At 60.5% G+C, this 17,967-nt stretch carries 16 protein-coding genes; 11 read left to right on the top strand and 5 right to left on the bottom strand.

The features are described 5' to 3' along the window. The first annotated feature begins 27 nt into the window (after positions 1-27). On the top strand, positions 28-1,794 hold the full coding sequence (locus K6118_RS08560) for an amidohydrolase (RefSeq protein ID WP_247119843.1): 1,767 nt from the start codon (positions 28-30) through the stop codon (positions 1,792-1,794). Between the two features lie 90 nt (positions 1,795-1,884). Here K6118_RS08560 and K6118_RS08555 read toward each other — a convergent pair whose 3' ends face one another. Next, complete coding sequence (locus K6118_RS08555) at positions 1,885-2,160, bottom strand: Lrp/AsnC family transcriptional regulator (RefSeq protein WP_247119841.1); 276 nt, start codon at positions 2,158-2,160, stop codon at positions 1,885-1,887. A gap of 142 nt (positions 2,161-2,302) precedes the next feature. On the opposite strand from K6118_RS08555, the gene K6118_RS08550 reads away from it, so the two are divergent. The 4 genes from K6118_RS08550 (at position 2,303) to K6118_RS08535 (ending at position 6,508) form a co-directional block, all read left to right on the top strand. Then, on the top strand, positions 2,303-3,892 hold the full coding sequence (locus tag K6118_RS08550; protein WP_247119839.1) for a phytoene desaturase family protein: 1,590 nt from the start codon (positions 2,303-2,305) through the stop codon (positions 3,890-3,892). 163 nt (positions 3,893-4,055) lie between these two features. Beyond that, the gene (locus tag K6118_RS08545; protein ID WP_247119838.1) at positions 4,056-4,355 is read left to right on the top strand and encodes an STAS domain-containing protein; all 300 of its coding nucleotides are present in this window, start codon (positions 4,056-4,058) and stop codon (positions 4,353-4,355) included. Between the two features lie 18 nt (positions 4,356-4,373). After that, positions 4,374-5,600: a PP2C family protein-serine/threonine phosphatase gene (locus K6118_RS08540; RefSeq protein ID WP_247119837.1), complete on the top strand. Its 1,227-nt coding sequence runs from the start codon at positions 4,374-4,376 to the stop codon at positions 5,598-5,600. After that, positions 5,597-6,508: an ATP-binding protein gene (locus tag K6118_RS08535; protein WP_247119836.1), complete on the top strand. Its 912-nt coding sequence runs from the start codon at positions 5,597-5,599 to the stop codon at positions 6,506-6,508. The genes K6118_RS08540 and K6118_RS08535 overlap by 4 nt, the downstream gene beginning before the upstream one ends. Before the next feature lie 15 nt (positions 6,509-6,523). On the opposite strand, the gene K6118_RS08530 is transcribed toward K6118_RS08535, so the two are convergent. Next, on the bottom strand, positions 6,524-7,420 hold the full coding sequence (locus K6118_RS08530) for a LysR family transcriptional regulator (protein WP_247119835.1): 897 nt from the start codon (positions 7,418-7,420) through the stop codon (positions 6,524-6,526). A gap of 172 nt (positions 7,421-7,592) precedes the next feature. Between K6118_RS08530 and K6118_RS08525 the strand changes: the two genes are divergently transcribed. Together K6118_RS08525 and K6118_RS08520 are read left to right on the top strand one after the other, a co-directional pair. Beyond that, complete coding sequence (locus tag K6118_RS08525) at positions 7,593-8,087, top strand: hypothetical protein (RefSeq protein WP_247119833.1); 495 nt, start codon at positions 7,593-7,595, stop codon at positions 8,085-8,087. 2 nt (positions 8,088-8,089) lie between these two features. Further along, positions 8,090-8,497: an MAPEG family protein gene (locus K6118_RS08520; RefSeq protein WP_247119831.1), complete on the top strand. Its 408-nt coding sequence runs from the start codon at positions 8,090-8,092 to the stop codon at positions 8,495-8,497. 14 nt (positions 8,498-8,511) lie between these two features. Here the strand turns inward: K6118_RS08520 and K6118_RS08515 are convergent, their stop codons facing one another. Further along, positions 8,512-9,432, bottom strand: a complete 921-nt coding sequence (locus K6118_RS08515) for a hydroxymethylglutaryl-CoA lyase (RefSeq protein WP_247119829.1) — start codon at positions 9,430-9,432, stop codon at positions 8,512-8,514. 344 nt (positions 9,433-9,776) lie between these two features. On the opposite strand from K6118_RS08515, the gene K6118_RS08510 reads away from it, so the two are divergent. Next, positions 9,777-11,786, top strand: coding sequence for an elongation factor G (locus tag K6118_RS08510; RefSeq protein ID WP_247119828.1), 2,010 nt, complete (start codon positions 9,777-9,779; stop codon positions 11,784-11,786). Here the strand turns inward: K6118_RS08510 and mnmC are convergent. After that, on the bottom strand, positions 11,783-13,681 hold the full coding sequence (mnmC, locus tag K6118_RS08505; protein ID WP_247119826.1) for a bifunctional tRNA (5-methylaminomethyl-2-thiouridine)(34)-methyltransferase MnmC2/FAD-dependent 5-carboxymethylaminomethyl-2-thiouridine(34) oxidoreductase MnmC1: 1,899 nt from the start codon (positions 13,679-13,681) through the stop codon (positions 11,783-11,785). The two genes, K6118_RS08510 and mnmC, sit on opposite strands and share 4 nt — an antisense overlap. A 114-nt stretch (positions 13,682-13,795) precedes the next feature. Here mnmC and K6118_RS08500 point away from each other — a divergent pair, with 114 nt between their 5' ends. From K6118_RS08500 to K6118_RS08490, 3 genes are all read left to right on the top strand, one after another. Then, positions 13,796-14,326: a gamma carbonic anhydrase family protein gene (locus K6118_RS08500; protein WP_247119824.1), complete on the top strand. Its 531-nt coding sequence runs from the start codon at positions 13,796-13,798 to the stop codon at positions 14,324-14,326. 68 nt (positions 14,327-14,394) lie between these two features. After that, the gene (locus K6118_RS08495; RefSeq protein ID WP_247119822.1) at positions 14,395-15,351 is read left to right on the top strand and encodes a DUF2336 domain-containing protein; all 957 of its coding nucleotides are present in this window, start codon (positions 14,395-14,397) and stop codon (positions 15,349-15,351) included. A 375-nt stretch (positions 15,352-15,726) separates the two neighbouring features. After that, complete coding sequence (locus tag K6118_RS08490; RefSeq protein ID WP_247119821.1) at positions 15,727-16,311, top strand: lysophospholipid acyltransferase family protein; 585 nt, start codon at positions 15,727-15,729, stop codon at positions 16,309-16,311. A gap of 31 nt (positions 16,312-16,342) precedes the next feature. On the opposite strand, the gene K6118_RS08485 is transcribed toward K6118_RS08490, so the two are convergent. After that, positions 16,343-17,917: a DUF945 family protein gene (locus tag K6118_RS08485; protein WP_247119820.1), complete on the bottom strand. Its 1,575-nt coding sequence runs from the start codon at positions 17,915-17,917 to the stop codon at positions 16,343-16,345. Between the last annotated feature and the right edge of the window lie 50 nt (positions 17,918-17,967).

Here is a 17,967-nt window from a genome sequence, read left to right as displayed (position 1 = left end):
ATGTGATCACATTTACTGGAGGGGAGCATGTTTAAATCATCATCATGGGCTGTAGCGGGTCTTGTCGCCGCGTCGCTCGGCCTTGCGGGCTGTAACGGCAAAAAGGCCGAAGCGCCGGCCGATCTCGTACTGACGCACGGCACCGTTTATACGGTCAACGACCAGAATGCGGTTGTGCAGGCGGTCGCCGTCCGGAACGGTGCTATCGTCTTCGTCGGCACCGACGCGGGCGCCAAAGCCTTTATCGGGCCGAAAACCAAGGTCGAAGATCTGGGCGGAAAGGCGGTTTTCCCGGGCTTTACCGATAGCCATGTCCACCTGCCGGATGGCGGCGCGGGCATTCGCGGCCTGGCGCTTGGCAGCATCATGGACGTGAAAACGGTGCTCGCCGACGTCAAAGCCTATGCCGACGCCAACCCCGACCTGCCGGTAATCTTCGGGGCAGGGTGGGAGCTGAGCCTGTTCCCCGACGCCAACCCCAGCAAAGCGCTTCTGGATGCAATCGTGCCGGACCGCCCGGTCGTGCTCGGCGCCGCTGACGGCCACAACAGCTGGGTCAATACCAAGGCGCTGGAACTTGCCGGTATCACCAAGGACACCAAGGACCCGATCAACGGCCATATCGAACATGATGCCGACGGCAACCCGTCCGGTACGCTCCGCGAAGCGGCGCAGGCGCTGGTGATGAGCATCGTGCCGCAGCCGACGGAGGAGGACGCCGAGAAAAACATCGAAGCCGGGATGCACTTCCAGCTTTCGAACGGCATTACCTCGTCGATCGACGCCGCCATCATGGCCGACCAGAATGAAGCGGCCTACCTGAAGCTGTCCGAAAACCCGGACCTGCCGCAGCGGATGCGTGTGTGTCTCTTGGCCGCCAAAGCGATGGTGACTTCGGTTGTCACGCCTGAAAACGCCGCTGAGACAGTGAAAGAGCTGGACGCGCGGCGGGCCCAGTACCGCAAGCACGCCAAGGACCGGCTCAATGCCGAATGTGTCAAAATCTTCGTCGATGGCGTTTATGAAAACCACACGGCGGCGATGATCGACCCCTATGTGAACGCGGCCGAAGGGCCTGAGTATCGCGGCAGGCCCAACCTGTCACCGGAAGCGCTGGACGCTTATGTGACCGATCTGGATGCCGATGGCTTCCAGGTGCATATGCACGCAATCGGGGACCGGGCTGTCCGTATGGCGCTTGACGCGGTTGAGGCGGCTGAAAAAGCCAACGGCCCGAAGGACCGCCGCCACCAGATCGCGCACCTTGAGATCGTCCGGCCGGAGGATATCAAGCACTTCAAGCCGCTGAATGTCACGGCTGATCTGCAGACGCTGTGGCACTTCGCTGACGAATATATCACCGACCTGACGGTGCCGTTCCTGCAGAAGGACCTCCAGCGCTGGATTTACCCGGCCAAGAGCTTCAAGGACGCGGGCGCCCGCATCGTCTGGGGCAGTGACTGGCCGGTTTCCACCAGTGATCCGTTCCAGTCGATGGAAGTGGCGGTCACCAGGCAGGACCCGAACGCCGACCCGGCCAAGTCGGAACCGCCCCTGGTGCCGGAAGAAGCCCTGACGGTGGATGACATGATCCAGGCGCTCACCCGCGGCGGGGCGTACCTGATGAACCAGGAAAACATCCGCGGCTCGCTTGAGGTCGGTAAGCGCGGGGACATGATCATCGTCGACCATGACCCCTACAAGGTGAAGCCGGTGGATATCGGCAGCATCAAGGTGCTGGAAACCTTCATCGACGGCAAAACGGTGTTCAAGCGTAAGGCGGCCGACAGCTGAGCCTGACGCCAGGAAATGCGAAAAGGGCGCCTTATGGGGCGCCCTTTTTCTAAAGGTGAGACTGTTCTGAAGGCTCAGATACCGCCGGACTTAGATATCGTCAGGCCCGCCGGTCACGCCGTCTTCGGTGAAGGCATTGAGGCCGATGATGGTGTAGGTGTCCTTCACGCCCGGCGCGGTCTGGACCGTTTTTGTGATGAACCGGCCGATTTCCTGCTCGGTGCCGAGCTGGAACTGGGCCAGAAGGTCATACTGGCCGGAGGTGGAATAGCAGCTCCTCAGCTCAGGCACCTCGTCAGCGAGATAGGCAGCGACATCGTAAGTACGGCCAAGCTCACACTTGATCATGACAAAAACGGTTTTCATCGGGCGGGGCCTCACATGATTGGAAAACTTACCTGCTTGTAGCCAAAAGGTGCGCACTTGTGAAGCCGTGAAAGGGCATATTGTCCTGAAGGCCTAAACATAGTAGGCACGAAACACATGGGGAATGGAGGGACTTGTTCTTATGTATGATGTAGCGATTATCGGCGGGGGCCACAACGGCCTGACCTGCGCAGCCTATCTCGCCAAGGCCGGGCTCAAGGTTGTTGTGCTTGAACGCCGCGACGTGGTGGGCGGCGCCGCCGTCACCGAAGAATTTCACCCGGGGTTCCGCAACTCGGCAGCCTCCTATACCGTCAGCCTTCTGAACCCGAAGGTCATCAGCGACCTGAACCTTTATGGTCATGGCCTGAAGGTGGTGGAACGCGGCATGGCCAACTTCTTCCCGCTCGATGAGGATAATTACCTGAGCTTCCCCATGGGGGCGGAGAACAAGAAGCGCGAATTCGCCCGCTTCTCGCAGAAGGATGCCGACGCGCTGGAGCGCTATGAGGAAGACATCGAAGCGGTAGCGGACCAGCTGCGCGCGCTGCTCCTCAAGTCGCCGCCGAACGCGGGCGGGGGGCTTCGGGACCTCATCCAGGCCGGGATGCTCGGCCTCCAGACCATCAAGCAGCCGATCGAAATGCAGCGCCTGCTTCTCGATATGGCGACCGACAGCTGCGCCGACGTGCTGGACCGATATTTCGAAAGCGATGCCATCAAGGCCGCCTTTGCGTTCGACGGCATCGTGGGCGCCTATACCAGCCCCTATGCGCTGGGGACCGCCTATGTGCTTCTCCACCATGCGTTTGGCGAAGTGAACGGCAAGAAAGGCGCGTGGGGCCATGCGATCGGCGGTATGGGCGCGATCACGCAGGCCATGCGCAAGGCGGCCGAGGCCGCAGGCGCCGAGATCAGGACCTCAAGCCCGGTCGCCGAGGTCATCACGGAAAAGGGCCGGGCGGTCGGTGTGGCGCTGGAAGACGGCACGCGCATTGACGCCAAGGCCGTCGCCGCCAATGTCACGCCCAAGCTTTTGTTCGGCAAGATGGTCGACCCCGGCGTAGTGCCGAGTGATTTCCATACCCGGATCACCAACCTCAAAAGCGGGTCGGGCACCTTCCGTATGAACGTGGCGATTTCTGAACTGCCGAAATTCAGTTGCTGGAAGTCGGACGACTATGGCCTGCCGAATAGCTCGGGCATCGTCATTGGCCCGTCGATGGACTATCTCGACCGGGCCTATACCGACGCGAAACAGAATGGCTGGTCGAAGGAGCCGATCATCGAAGCGCTGATTCCCAGCACCTATGATGACACACTGGCGCCCGAAGGCTGCCATGTGATGAGCCTGTTCTGCCAGCAGTTTGCGCCGCACCTGCCGGACGGCAAAAGCTGGGACGACTGCCGGGATGAGGTGGCGGACCTGATCATTGATACGGTCAACCGCTATGCGCCGAACTTCAAAGCGAGCGTCATCGCGCGGCAGATCCATTCGCCGCTGGACCTCGAACGCAAGTTCGGCCTGTCGGACGGGGACATCTTCCACGGTCAGCTGACACCGAACCAGCTTTTCAGCGCCCGTCCTGTACTCGGCCATGCCGACCACAGGATGCCGGTGAAGGGGCTGTATCTGTGTGGTTCAGGCGCGCATCCGGGGGGCGGCGTGACCGGTGTTCCCGGCCATAACGCGGCTGCAACCATTGTGCGAGACCTGAAGCACAAGTTCTAGGCTGTCGTATCCTCAGGATATCGGGGCAACTTCTCGCCACGCCGGAGAGCTTTATCTCCGGCGGTGGTTGAGAATTTGCGGCTATATCGTTGAAAGATAGGTGACAAGTCCCTTTGGATGGGGGAAGATAGTCTTGAATTTCATGCCGGAGGGGAATGACGATATGGAATATAAGATCGAGACGAATGACGCGGATGCCCGGGTTGTCTTTACGGGCGATATCACCTTTTCCGAGAATGTGAGCTTCCGTCAGCTTTTGAAAGATTTGTCAGAGAAACACATTACCAATTGTGTCTTCGACCTGAGCGATGTCGGCATGATCGATTCCGCGGGGCTTGGCATGTTCCTGATCGCCAAGGAACAGGCCGATACCGGCAACTGGAAACTGAGCGTCACCGGCGCGCATGGTCATGTCGCCAGTATGCTGAAGCTGACAAAACTTTCCGACCTTCTCCAAGCCTAGCCCGCGACAGACCAGTCGATGAGTGTTTCAGGTAACGGGGGCGAGCAAAAGCTGGATGGCACCAGTGCCATGAGGGCAGGGATCGAGGTCGCCCGTATCCTGATCGTCGACGACATGATGCTGATGCGGCAGATGATCGGCGCCTGCCTGACCAAGGGCGGCTTTACCAATCTCGCCTACGCCGAAGATGGCGAGCAGGCGCTTGAAATCATTGCCGCAGACCCACCCGATATCCTGATCCTCGACCTTAAAATGCCCAAGCTGTCCGGCTATGACGTCTGCCGCAAATTGCGGGCGGACAAGAAAACCGCGCATTTGCCGATCCTGGTTCAGTCCGCATCCGAGACAGCGCAGGAACGGGTGGAGGTGTTTGCGGTCGGTGCCACCGACTTTGTCTCCAAACCGATCAACCAGCCGGAGCTGCTCGCCCGGGTGCGGATGCATCTTGAAAATCGCTTTCTGATCAACCGCTTGTCATCTTTCCGTGAAAGGATGTCTGCGGAGCTTACGCTAGCGCGGGAGATGCAGCATTCGCTGCTGCCGGAGGCCTCGGTCCTCAAGGCGATCGAAGCGGCTTGCGATTGCACCATCGAAGCTTTCTACCAGGCCTCCTTCGAGCTGGGCGGCGATCTATGGGGCTGCTGGCTGTTGCCGGAGAATAAGCTGGGGCTGTTCATTCTCGATATTTCCGGGCACGGTGTGGGCGCCGCGCTCAATACCTTCCGGGTTCACGCCACCATGACCCGCCTTGGCCCGCGCCGGAGTGACCCTGCGGCTTTCCTGACCGCGCTGAATGAAGCCTTGCAGCCGCATTTCCCTATCGGCCAGTTCGGCACCATGTTCTACGGCGTGCTTGACCGGGACAGTGGCGAGCTTACCTATGCCGGCGCCGGTGCGCCCCGGCCGATGGTGGTGGGTGAGGGCGGTGTCCGCTATCTCGATACCACCGGCATCCCGGTTGGCATTCTCTCCAATCCCGATTACGAAAACCGGCAGGAACGGCTGGCGACAGGCGAAAGCCTGTTCTGTTATTCCGATGCGCTGACCGAAGCGCCGGCACCGGATGGCAGTTTCCTGGGCGAGGCCGGGTTAGCCGAGCTTCTGACAGCCGTGGCGGGCGAGGGCCCGCGCGCGACGATGGTCAAACGCCTCTTGGACCGTTTCTATGAAACCAGAAGCCGGGAACTTCCGGACGATATGACCGCGGTTGCCATCCACTGCAACGCGGAAGGGGCAGGCGCATGACGGACATGAAAGCCGAAAACCCGGAAGTCGTCGCCATCGTCAAGTCCGCGTCCTGGGCCAAGCGGATGGAGAAATGCCTGGCCGATTTGCCGCTGAAGCGGCGTATTGTAACGGCAGCCGATTTCCATAACGGCCAGTGCGGTTCAGCCTCCGCGGCGTTACGGCTTATCATCATTGAAACCGGGGACGACCTGGATTTCTTCCGCGAAGCCTTGACCTGCATCGATGCGGGCTTCCTGCAGGCTGGGGGGCCTGTGATCGCGATCCTGGAAAAGGATGCAGCCGCGCAGGAGGATACGCTCCTGATGATGGGGGCGTCGAAGGTGGTGGACGGCTCCATCAGCGCGGCCCAGCTCAGGCGCATGATTGCGGTCGATTCAACGGAATATGACCGGATCAAACGGCTCAGAAAGGATATCGAACGCCGGGCCTCCGCGATCGGGGAGGTCATGCAGGGTACGTTCCGGCTCCATACCCGCCGTGAAGCGCAAAACCTGGCGACCATGCTGTCCCTGTCGGCGTCAGAGCCGCGGACCGTCGCGGTCGGCCTGTCGGAATTGATCATCAACGGGATCGAACACGGATGCCTGGGTATCGGGCACGATGAAAAGGGACGGCTGATCGAAAGCGGAGCCCTGACCGAGGAGATCCATCACCGCCGCGCGCAAACGGATTATGCCGGGCGCACTGTAATGGTTGAGTTCCGCCGCACCGCTGACCGGCTGGAGTTCGTGATCACCGACCCGGGCGAGGGCTTCGACTATAATGGCGTGACGGCGGAAGCGCCTGGAGACCTCAAGAAACATGGCCGCGGCATCCTGATGGCCCGCAACTGTTTCGATGAACTGGAATATGAAGGGCGCGGCAATATCGTCCGCGCCGTCCATTATCGCAAAAAGAAAGACTGACGCCCGGTTCCCGGCTCAGCCTTCCCCTGAAAAGGCGGCGGCATTGTCATGCAGCATGTCGCCCAGATAGTCATACATGGCGCGGATGCGGGCGTTCCGCTTCAATTCGGCGTGTGCCACCAGCCAGATGTCCGAGCTGAAGACGGTATGGTCGTCGAACAGGCGCACCAGGTCATCATTCTCGGCCGCCATCAGGCACGGATAGGCGCCGATCCCCATGCCTTCCTCCACCGCGGTCGCCAGCGCCGTCATGTTGTTGGAGCGGAACGCCGCCGCTTCTGAGAGGGCATAGACCTTGCGCGGGTCGGTCTTGGTATGGGCAAGGATTTCATCGTGCGGCAGGATGAAACAGTGATTTTTGAGGTCACGCGTGTGTTCGGGCATCCCGTGTTTTTCCAGGTAGCCGCGGGTGGCATAATAGCCGTAGACCATGGAAACCGTGCGTTTGGCGACAAGGTCATTCTGCACCGGCCGAAACATGCGGAGCGCGATATCGGCTTCGCGTCTCAATAGGTCCGATGCGGCATTGTCGACCTTGATATCGACCGTGATGCCGGGATAGCGTGCCCGAAACGGCTTCAATTGCCCGACCAGCCAGCGCCCGCCGATGGCCTCGATACAGGAAATCATCACGCTGCCGGTCAGGTTGGTGTCCTGACCTGTTACCAGCCGTTCGATGGCGAGGACGTCATCCTGCATATGCCGGGCATGGTGGAGAAGCTGTTCGCCGAGCGTGGTCATCTCCAGCCCCGTGCGGGTGCGGGAGAAAAGCTCAGCGCCGACGTCTTCCTCAAGCGCGGTCAGGCGGCGGCTCAGCGTAGGTTGGCTGACATTCAGTTTGCGTGCGGCCGCCGACAGGCTGCCGTGTTCGGCCATTGCCAGAAAATATTTCAGGTCATCCCAGGCTATCATTGTGTCCCTCGCAATATCTTGGCCGTCTTTTTATTTTGGCCAATTCAATTTTGAATAGGTTACATGCATTATTCCGCAATTTCCATCCGTATTCGTATCCACCATATCACGTCTCAGCAGGCGAAATGCCGAAACCGGGTCACGACAGCGACCCAAAGCGAGGAGACAGACAATGTTCGGGACAGCGAAGAAACGGATGCCGCAACTGATGGCGATCCTTATGGGCGCAGGCCTTGTTGGCGTGTCGGCGCAAGGGGCGGAAGCCCAGGTTTTGTATCTCACCAAGGACCGCAACTATGAAGTGGCCATGCAGGCCATGAAAGCCGGAGACCTGGAAACCGCCGCCGACCGGTTCGAACGCGCGGTCAGCTTCGATATCGGCAGCGCGCGGCTTCTGCCCATGCTCAACAACCTGTGTGCGGTTAATTATGTGCTTGGCCATCTCGATAAAGCCAAGGAAGCGTGCGACCGCGCGATCCGGGAGGACCGGCATTATTGGCGGGCCTATGTGAACCGCGGCAATGTGTTCAAGGCTGAGGGTGACCTGAAAGCCGCGCGGGCGGATTATCGCTACGCCGTGCGGCTCGCGCCCAAAGCGGACTTGCCAAGACAGGCACTTGCACGCTTAGATAATCACCGGGAACAATTACTGGCAGGGGCTCATTAGACATGGATAAAGCAATTCTCTACCCAATGGCGGCTTTGGCGGCGCTGACGTTCGGCGTCGCCTTGGTCCTCGTCAAGCGCCGGTTCGCGGCGGTGAAGGCGGGCGAGACCACCAACCTTAAATATTTCAAGACCTTCCAGGGCGAGGGTGAGCCGGAATATGTCCGCGTCGCCCAGCGCAACATGATCAACCTGTTTGAAACGCCGATCCTGTTTTATGTCGGCTGTCTGGCGGCTGCCGTGTTCGGCGCGGCTGATACCGTCAGCGTGGCCTCGGCCTGGGCTTATGTCGCCATCCGGCTTCTGCACACCATCGTGCATATTACCGTCAACAAGGTGCCGTGGCGCGCGAACCTGTTTTTCCTCAGTTTCGTGCCGCTCATCGTTCTGTGGGTGAATGTGGTGGCCTGATCAGGCCCCAAATTTCAGACCACGCCCTTCGGGAAACCGCCGGCCTGCGAGACCATTGAGGGCGCGGGCCGGCCTAGCACCGTTTCAATCCAGTGGGCGAGCTCGATCATGCGGTCGAGGGTGACGCCGGTATCCACGCCGGAACGGTCCAGCATATACAGAAGGTCCTCGGTGCCGATATTGCCGGTGGCGCGCGGGGCGAACGGGCAGCCGCCAAGGCCTGCGACCGAACTATCCAGCACAGGCACACCGGCTTCATACGCCGCCCAGGCGTTGGCGATGCCGGTGTTGCGGGTGTTATGGAAATGGGCCCGTAAGGTCACGCCCGGCAGTTCTTCCTTCAGCCGTTCCACAAGCTGGCGCACCCGGATGGGGGCGGCGACGCCGATGGTGTCGGCGATGGCGATTTCGCGGGGGGAAGCTTCGGCCAGTTCCTTCGCCATGTCGACGACCACTTCCGGGTCGACTTCACCCTCGAACGGGCAGCCGAAGGCGGTGGAGATGGTCACCTGCGCCGAAAGCCCGTCCCGGCGCGCGAGTTCGATAATTTCCTTGGAAACCTGGACAGATTCCGCACGGGTCTGACCCTGGTTCTTTTCCCCGAACGTGTTGGAGGCAGTGGCGACACAGCCGACTTCGTCGACGCCGCGCTTGTTGCCGTCCTTGGTGGCAAGCGCCCGCATATAGCCGCGCTTGTTGAGGACAAGGCCGATATAGGTGACGTCCTTGAGGTCCGGCAGCTCAGCGACCACGGCTTCGGCGTCCGCCATCTGCGGGACCAGTTTCGGGTGGACGAAGCTTGCCACTTCAAGGCGTTTCAGCCCTGCGGCCATGGCGTCGGTGATCAGCTTGACCTTGTCGGCCGTGGTGAACAGGGTCTTCTCATTCTGAAGCCCGTCGCGTGCACCGACTTCGACAATTTCAACCTCTGCCATGATGATACTCCTCGTCTGTCTCCGCGATACTCTCCGGCGCCTTATAGGCGATTGCGTGCCTCCCGTACAGGGGCGGAATAGGCGGTTGCGACTCACTTCATCCGTCATTTAGCGACAGGCCTGCCAAGGACCGTCATTTATACCTCGGAGCCATTTTTATGAAAATCAAGGGCTTGCCGGGGCAGGGGGCTGATACGGGCGTGAAGTTTGGCCCGCACGCTGCAGTCTGTTATTCTGGTCATCCGCTCAACTGCCAAGAATAAGAAGAATGATGCCTATGCCCGGTCGCTGACGAAACATAAGGTTTCGCCTGGCGGTTTGATCAACCTGGGACGGAGGATCACATGACCCAAGGCATCCAGACCGGCCCGCGGGTAGTCGCGCTCGTGGGCCCCTATGCAAGCGGTAAAACCACGCTTCTTGAAAATATTCTCTTTATGACCGAGACCACCCGCCGCCGTGCCAATGGCGAGCGGGTTTTTGGTGACGATAGTGTCGAAGCCAAGGCCCTTTCCATGGGCGTCGATATCAATCTCGCCTCGGTCCATTATCTCGGTGACCAATATATATTTTTCGATTGTCCAGGCTCGGTGGAATTTTCACAGGAAATGCGGAATGCGGTCCATGCGGCCGATATCGCCGTCGTCGTGGCGGAGCCGGAGCCTGAAAAGCTACAGGCGCTTAGCCCGCTCCTCCGGGACCTGGAGAATGACGGCATTCCGCACCTTCTGTTCATCAACAAGATCGACCATAGCAACGTCCATATCCGGGACTTGGCGGCGGCGCTCGATGAGGTCAGCGCGCGGCCGACGGTGCTCAGGCATATTCCGATCCGCGAAGGGGAGGAGATCACGGGCTATATCGACCTTGCCCACAAGCGGGCCTACAGCTACGGGCGCGACGGTCAGAGCGAGTTGATCGATATGCCCGCCACCCTGGCCGAGCAGGTCAAGGACGAACGCTTCCATATGCTGGAGACCATCGCCGACTTCCATGACGAGCTGATGGAGGAACTTCTGGAGGATATCGACCCGCCATCGGATGAAGTATTCAAGGACCTGGCGGACGATATGGCCTCGGGCCGGATCATGCCTGTGCTGATGGGCTGTGCCCATGAGGGCTATGGCCTCAGGCGTCTGATGAAGGCGCTGCGCCACGAAATGCCGGGGTTTGAGCTGGCGAGCACGCGCATGATGCCGAAGAAAAGCCGCGAAAGCTGCGCCTATATCTTCAAGACCCGCCATTTGCCGCATATGGGCAAAATGTCCTGCGGGCGCGTGATCAAGGGCACCATCAGCGACGGCCTGCACCTGGGGGACAATAAAATCTCCGGCCTTTACCGCCTGCACGGGACCGAGCTCAAGAAAACCACGATCGCCGACGCGGGCGACGTGGTGCTGATCCCGCGGCTCGAAGGCGTCGCAACCGGGGAGACACTCGGCGGCACCGATGCGCCAAAGCCCCAGGCCTTGCAGCCGGTCTATTCGGTCGCCGTGATTGTCGAGGACCGCAAGGACGAAGTCCGGCTTTCGGAAGCGCTGACCAAACTGTTGGACGAGGATACCTCCTATGCGATCGAACACCGGGAGGATACCGGGCAACTGATCCTGTGGGGGCAGGGCGAAATCCATATGCGGGCGGCCCTCGCCCGCTTGAAGGACAAGTATGGCGTTAACGTCCGGTTCGGGATGCCGCGGGTGCCCTATAAGGAAACCATCCGCCGGGCCCGGACCCAGCATTCGCGCTACAAGAAGCAGTCCGGCGGTCACGGCCAGTTCGGCGATGTCACGGTGGAGATCCGCCCGCAGGCGCCGGGGACAGGCTTCCGCTTCTCCGAACACATCACAGGTGGCGCGATCCCCAAGCAATATATTCCCAGCGTTGAAGCTGGCGTGAAGGAATATCTCCTGCATGGGCCGCTCGGTTTTCCGGTGGTCGATGTCGAAGTTGAGCTGAAGGACGGGCAGACCCATTCGGTCGACAGCAGCGACATGGCCTTCAAGATGGCGGGCCGTATGGCGATGGCGGAGGCCATGCCGGAATGCGACCCCGTGCTTCTGGAGCCGGTCGAGCGGGTGCAGGTGATGGCGCCCACGGCCCATATGGCCAAGATCAACAGCCTGGTGGCCAGCCGACGCGGCCAGATTCTCGGCTTCAACAACCGACAGGGCTGGCCCGGTTGGGAGCAGATCGACGCCGAAATCCCCACCGCCGAAATCCAGGATATGATCATCGAGCTCCGCTCGCTGACCCAAGGAACAGGCACGTTCCAGCATGAGTTCGATCATCTGACCGAAATCGGTGGACGGCTGAAGGACAAGGTGTTGGGCACGGCAGGAGCCGCAAGCACTTAAGGCTGAACGGTGCCGCGGATCAGACCCCGGATGAAGCCCTTCAAGGGGCTGATCGTCGGGGCGAGGTCCGTGGGCAGCGGCAAAGGCTCGCCGGTCATCTGGGCCGCGAGATATTCGGCGGCCAAAGGGCCATACTGGAAGCCCTTGGAGCCGAGCCCCGTCAGGATATAGAGGCCGCCCCTGTAGCTTGGCGCGCCAAGGTTTCGGGTGCGTGCATCCTTGGCAAGCGGGGCATATTGTTCGGCGGCCGCGTCCCAATCCGGCATTTGGCCCACGAACGGCAGGTGGTCCGCCGTCGTCGCCCGGATGCCTGTCCAGGACCCCGTAAGGCTGGCCGGGTCTATCGTCACGCCGGTTGAGGCCTCAAGGGCCGCCAGTATCCGGGCCCTAGCGTCCTCGCTCGGCGGATAAGCCGTGCCCGTGGTGAGCCGGTCGAAGGTTGAGCCGAGCGTGCGTTCACCGCCGACCGCAGCAGTCACATAACCGCCGAAGGCAAAGCTGTGGGGCGCCAGCTCGGGCGCGGCCGAGGTGGGCAGGCGCTCGATCTGGCCGCCGTTGGGGCGAAGCTCGATCCGGTCCCCGGCGCCTGAAAGGTCCGCGCTCGTCATACCGGTGGCAATAACCACCGAGGCTGCGTTCAGCACGGTGTCGCCGTCCGGCCCCAGAAGCCGCCAGCCGTCGCCGTCGCGTTCAAGAGCTGTGATATCGGCTTCCATATGCGGGAGGCCGTGTCCAAGCGCCGCGAGCGCTTTTTCCGTATCGAGGCTGCCGCCCATGGGCAACATGAAGCCGCCCTCGAGCGGTTGGAGCCAGTCCTGCCCCCATTTCAGGTGCGCGGCGATACGTGTGGCCCAATCGGTGTCGGCCCCCGGTTTGGCGCGGACTTCAATGCCGCGCTCTTGCGCCCAGGCATCCCGGAAGGGAGCGAAGCAGCCGCTGTAGGCGAAGGCAGAACTGAAAAACTGCGCCTGCGGCTGGTCATCCAGGCTGAAACGCGGTGACAGGATCGCGGCGGGCACGCGGCTCGCGGACGGCAGGGAACCGCTGATCACCGTGACATCGCGGCCCCGGCGGCGGAGCGCGTCCGCGATGCTGAGCCCGGCAATCCCGGCACCGACAACGGCGATGGGGCCGTCTGCAGCCGTGCTCGGCGGGGTTGCCCAGTCCGGGTAGGGGCGGGGGGCCGTATAGGCGGGCGGTGTTTCCATCTCGCCCACCAGGCGTTCGCGCTTGCGGCCGTAACCGGGCACTTTTTCGACCCGGAAGCCCCGCGCCTGAAGCCCGCGGCGGACGAAACCCGCAGCGGTGAAGGTGGCGAAGCGGGTGCCGGGGCGTGACAGCCGGGCGATTTCATCGAGCACGGCGTCCGACCACATGTCCGGGTTCTTGGCGGGTGCGAAGCCGTCCAGATACCAGGCGTCGACCGTGGCGGATAGCCGTTTGAATGCGTGTTCTGCGTCCCCGAACAGCAGGATCAGCGTGATCTTGCCGTCCTCGAACGTGCGTGGGTGAAAGCCGGGGGCGGGCGGCGGCCAGGCGTCATAAAGCTTGCGGGCGTAGGCGGCTATATCCGGGAAGCTTTCATGCGCGGCCTTCAGGGCCTCCCGGCTCAAGGGGTAGCCTTCAACCGAGATGAACGTCAGCCGGCCTGGGGTGCCGCTTTCTTTCCAGGCCTTCCATGTGGCGAGGAAATTGAGCCCGGTCCCGAACCCGGTTTCTGCAATGACATAATGGTCCCGGTCCTGCCACACGGCCGGGGCGCCGGTGCCCTGGAGGAAGACGAAGCCTGTTTCCTCAAGCCCGTTCTCGGCAGAATAATAGACATCGCCGAAGCGCGGCGCCACAGGGGCATTGCCGCGCCATTCCAGGGCTTCTTTGCCGATTTCGTCTACCATGGGACCCGTGGGAGTTGTTGGCGTTGCGGGCGCTCTTCTAAACCATTACTTGGCTTTTGTCTGCTTTCAATTATCCTATGAAAATGAACGAGCAGCAGATCGAAAGAAATATTTATGCTTTATGAGCTTGATGGTGTTCGCCCCAATCTCGAAGACGATAGTGCCTGGGTTGCGCCGAATGCGGCCGTGATCGGCCGGGTGAACATGGCCCCGCGCTCCAGCGTGTGGTTCGGTGTGACGATCCGGGGCGATAACGACCCGGTCACCATCGGCGAGGACAGCAACATCCAGGACGGCTCGGTGCTGCATACCGACATTGGCGCACCGCTCAAGATCGGCAAGGGCGTGACGGTGGGCCATAAGGTCATGCTGCATGGCTGCACCATCGGGGATTATGCGCTTATCGGCATGGGCAGCACGATCCTGAACCATGCCACCATCGGCGCGGGCTCTATCGTCGGGGCCGGCAGCCTGGTGACAGAAGGCAAAAGCTTCCCTGAAGGGGTGCTGATCGTCGGCGCCCCGGCCCGGGTGGTCCGTGAGCTGAAACCCGAAGAAAAAGAAATGATCAAAGCGTCCGCGCAGGTATATGTAGATAATTCCGCACGTTTTGCGCGAGGTTTGAAGAAAGTCATTTTAGAATAGGAAAAGTGATCATTTCAGGGTATGAGCACGGCCACACGATAGGGGGTATCGTTACATCAGGTGCGTGAATGAGCATTGAACTGAACGACGCTGAAGAGTTGCGCAATATCGATCTTGCGGCGCGTGTAGAAATCGCGCGGAAGGTCGGCCGTATTCTTGCGCGCTCACCTGGTGAGGGGGACAGCAAGGATGCTGTTGACCTGGCCCGCCTTTTGGTGGAGGACGTTTCCGTGTCCGTGCGCGAAGCCCTGTCACGTGAGCTGAAAAGCTGCAGCTTCCTGCCCAAGGATATCGTTGTTCATCTCGCCAAGGATATCGACCAGATTTCCATGCCGTTCCTTGTGGCGTCCGAAGCTGTCGATGATGCCTTCCTCGAAGAAATCGTGCGGGATTGCAGCGGCGGCGCCCAGGAAGCAATTGCGCAGCGCCGCGGGCTTTCCGAAGCCGTCAGCTATGCGATCAGCGATATCGGCAGCCAGGAAGCGGTCACCGCCCTTGTCGGCAACGATACGGTGACCCTGTCTGAGCGGAGCTGTAACCGCGTTGTCGACCGGTTCCCGGAAGAGCGCAGCCTGATGGAAATGCTGGCTGCCCGCGCCGACCTGCCGGCGGCGGTGGTCGAACGCATCATCTTCAAGGTTTCCAAGCGGTATGGCGAGTATCTGAGCGAGAAATTCGGTCTTGCGACGGATTATGCTTCCTATCTGGTATCGATGGCCAACCGCCAGGTTTTCTCGCGCACGCTTGAAATGGCGCCCTTAAGCGAGATTGAAAATTATCTGACCCAGCTGCACGCGATGCAGGGGCTTACCTCCGACGTGCTTCTCAACTATCTCCAGAACAACAATGTCCGGCTTTTCACCATGGCGCTGACAGTGCTGCTTGGCCGGCCCTATGACGTCATGGAAATGGTGCTCGACAAGGGGGACAAGAAGCTCGTTGCCCGGCTTCTTGAAAGCGCGGGCTTCTCCAAGTCGGTGATCGGCGTGCTGCTGATTGCGTACGAGCGCCTGCTGGTCGGCTAAGGTTTCGGTCAACTGTCCCAAAATGGGACGCGTACCAAAATGAAACACATTATAGCGCGGCGAGTCTGTGCCATTTTGGAACACATATTTCTAAGCCATTGAAATATTAGGTCATTTATTTCTGGCACACCCCTTGCTGATAGTAGGGTGCCTTTAGGATTTTGCCTGAGATCTGGAAGGTACTCGATACGAGTTAGGTGTTGGCCGTTTGCCTGAGCGGTCGGCACGGGACTTACACGGCGGACAGGGGACACCCTGTCCGCCTGTTTTTTTGTGCTTCGTTTATGGCTTGGCGAAAATAGGGCGATCGGCTACCGTGCGCCGCCGGTCCGGTGTGGTTTCACCGAAGCAACCGGGCAGGGGAAGGGAAGCGCAGTGGCGGAAGAACGCCTTATATACGACAGCCGTTTTTTCAGCGGCCTGCTTTATTGGCTGGGCCGCGTCATTCTTGCATGTGGGCGCTGGAAGCTGGTTGGCTCCGTGCCTGCGGATGCCAAGCTCGTTGCCATCGCAGCCCCCCACACCAGCAACTGGGATTTCCCGCTTTTCATGTCGGTGGTCGGCGTTTTGCGGCTGAGGGTACGGTTCTTTGGCAAACATACCTTGTTCGAGGGCCCGTTCGGGAAGCTGTTCTATTGGCTTGGCGGCATCCCGGTCGAACGCGAAACCAAAAACGCCGCGGACCTGGTGAATGAGGCCGTTGAAGCCTTCAGGACGCGGGATTCCCTTATCCTCGGGCTTGCCCCGGAAGGAACGCGGTCGAAGGTGGAGAAATGGAAAACCGGCTTTTACCGCATTGCGGTGGAAGCAGGTGTCCCGATCCAGTTCGCCTATCTCGATAGCCGGACGCGGGAAATCGGCATCGGCCCGCAATTCATCCCGACTGGGGACAAGGACGCGGACCTGGCCGCCATCCAGGCTTTTTATGCTGACAAGATAGGCGTGCGGGCGAAAGGCTGATACCCGCCCGCCAATCAGCCCGCCGATAGCTTTATTGAGGCTGCTGTGCGTCCGTGCCGGGTGTGGCGGCCGGCACGGCTTTGGTCACCTGATGCGGGGCATAAAGCGGCCGGATCGGCTTGCCGTTGACGATGAGCTTGTTGTCTTCCAGCTGGATGGTGCTGACATAGCTGTCACCTTCGGCCTTGATAAGGCCCGCTTGGCTATATTGCGCCAGCATCGCATCGGCTGTCTGGTCGGTCTGGGCACGGGTCGGCTTTTTCGGGCCAAGGCTGCTGCCCTCATAGATCAGCGTTTTCAGCATGGCCGTGTCGATCTTGACCGTGAACTTACCCTGGAGCGCCCCGGCAAGGGCTTCCGGATTTTCCAGGATGTTGGCATGCGCGTCTTCCCGGAGGCGAAGCGTGCCCGTAAGGCTGCTTTCGCCATCAGCGTTGGCGATGGTGTAATGATCGAGCGTCAGTTCGGGGCGGGCTTCAACCTGCCGTTCGGCCAGCGACGCGAAGTCCTTAGCGCCGACCACGGCAAAGGGAACGCTAAGGCCTTCAGGCGCCAGCTTTTTACGCATCTGCATTTCGCGGGCGACAAGGTCAAGAAGCAGGTTCTTCAACCGCACGTCCGCTTCGATATGGCCGAGCTTCAGCTTGTTGTCGTCAACCATGACGCTGAGCCCCGGGGAGCTAACCGTGGCTTTGGTGGCGAGAACGGCTTCCTTGCCCGCGTGGCTGGTGCTGGTTTCAGACTCGCTTTTGAGGCCTGCAAGCTTGATCAGCACCGGCTTGCCGCCCTCATGCACCGTCAGGCGCATGGGCTCCATTTCGAAATTGGCTTTGCCTGCCCAGTAGCCTTGGGCCAGGGGCTGGTATTCTCCCTTGAGGGAGGCCGACCCGGTCTGGATATAGGTCGTCAGGGCAGGGGATGACAGGTCGAGCGTCATGCCGCCGAACTCAGTGTCACCGGTCAGGTGCTTGGCGGTGCTGTCCAGGTGGAATGTGCTTTTTACCGGCCGCAGTTTGAGGAGCAGGCTGGTGGCGCTTTTACCGCCCTCCGCCTGTTGCCTGAGGGCCACCTTGCCGCCATGGAAGTAGGCTGACATATCGACGGAGCGGTCATAATGGACATTCATCATCAGGTCCGGGCCGATGGCGCGGATAAGGTCTGCGACGAACAGGATCAGGGTTTCGTGCTTGTCCGGGTCCTGTTCATGGACCACAAGCTCGGCTTTTTTCGAGGCGTGGCGTCCCGTTTCCATCGCGGCGTAAGCCAGGCTGAAATGTAGCCCATTGTTCAAGATGATGGGGCCGTGTGTCAGGTGGATATCGAAGTCGATGGTGGGGGCTTTGCCGTCTTTGGCTTCCGGTGTGATGCCGATGTTTGCGAGCCCCGGCAGAACAGCCTTGTTGATCGGTACGCTGACTGTCATGTCCGAGCTGAACCAGCCGGAGGTGAAATTCTTGATCTCGAAGGGATACCCCATGACATCACTGTAGGCGCCGGCAATCGTCCGGGCTTGGGTTTCCATGCTGTTGCCGATTATCTTGGCGCCAACAATCTGGACACCGGCGACAATCGCCAGGGCGCCGCCGATAAGGGTCAGTTTTTTCATGGGATTAGGTCCTTGAGGGTCAGATCTCTCGTTGGCGACCACTATAGGCA

Source organism: Kordiimonas marina, assembly GCF_023006325.1.
In the GTDB taxonomy this organism is placed as follows: Bacteria; Pseudomonadota; Alphaproteobacteria; order Sphingomonadales; family Kordiimonadaceae; genus Kordiimonas; species Kordiimonas marina.
This window is presented reverse-complemented; position numbering and strand designations above follow the sequence as displayed.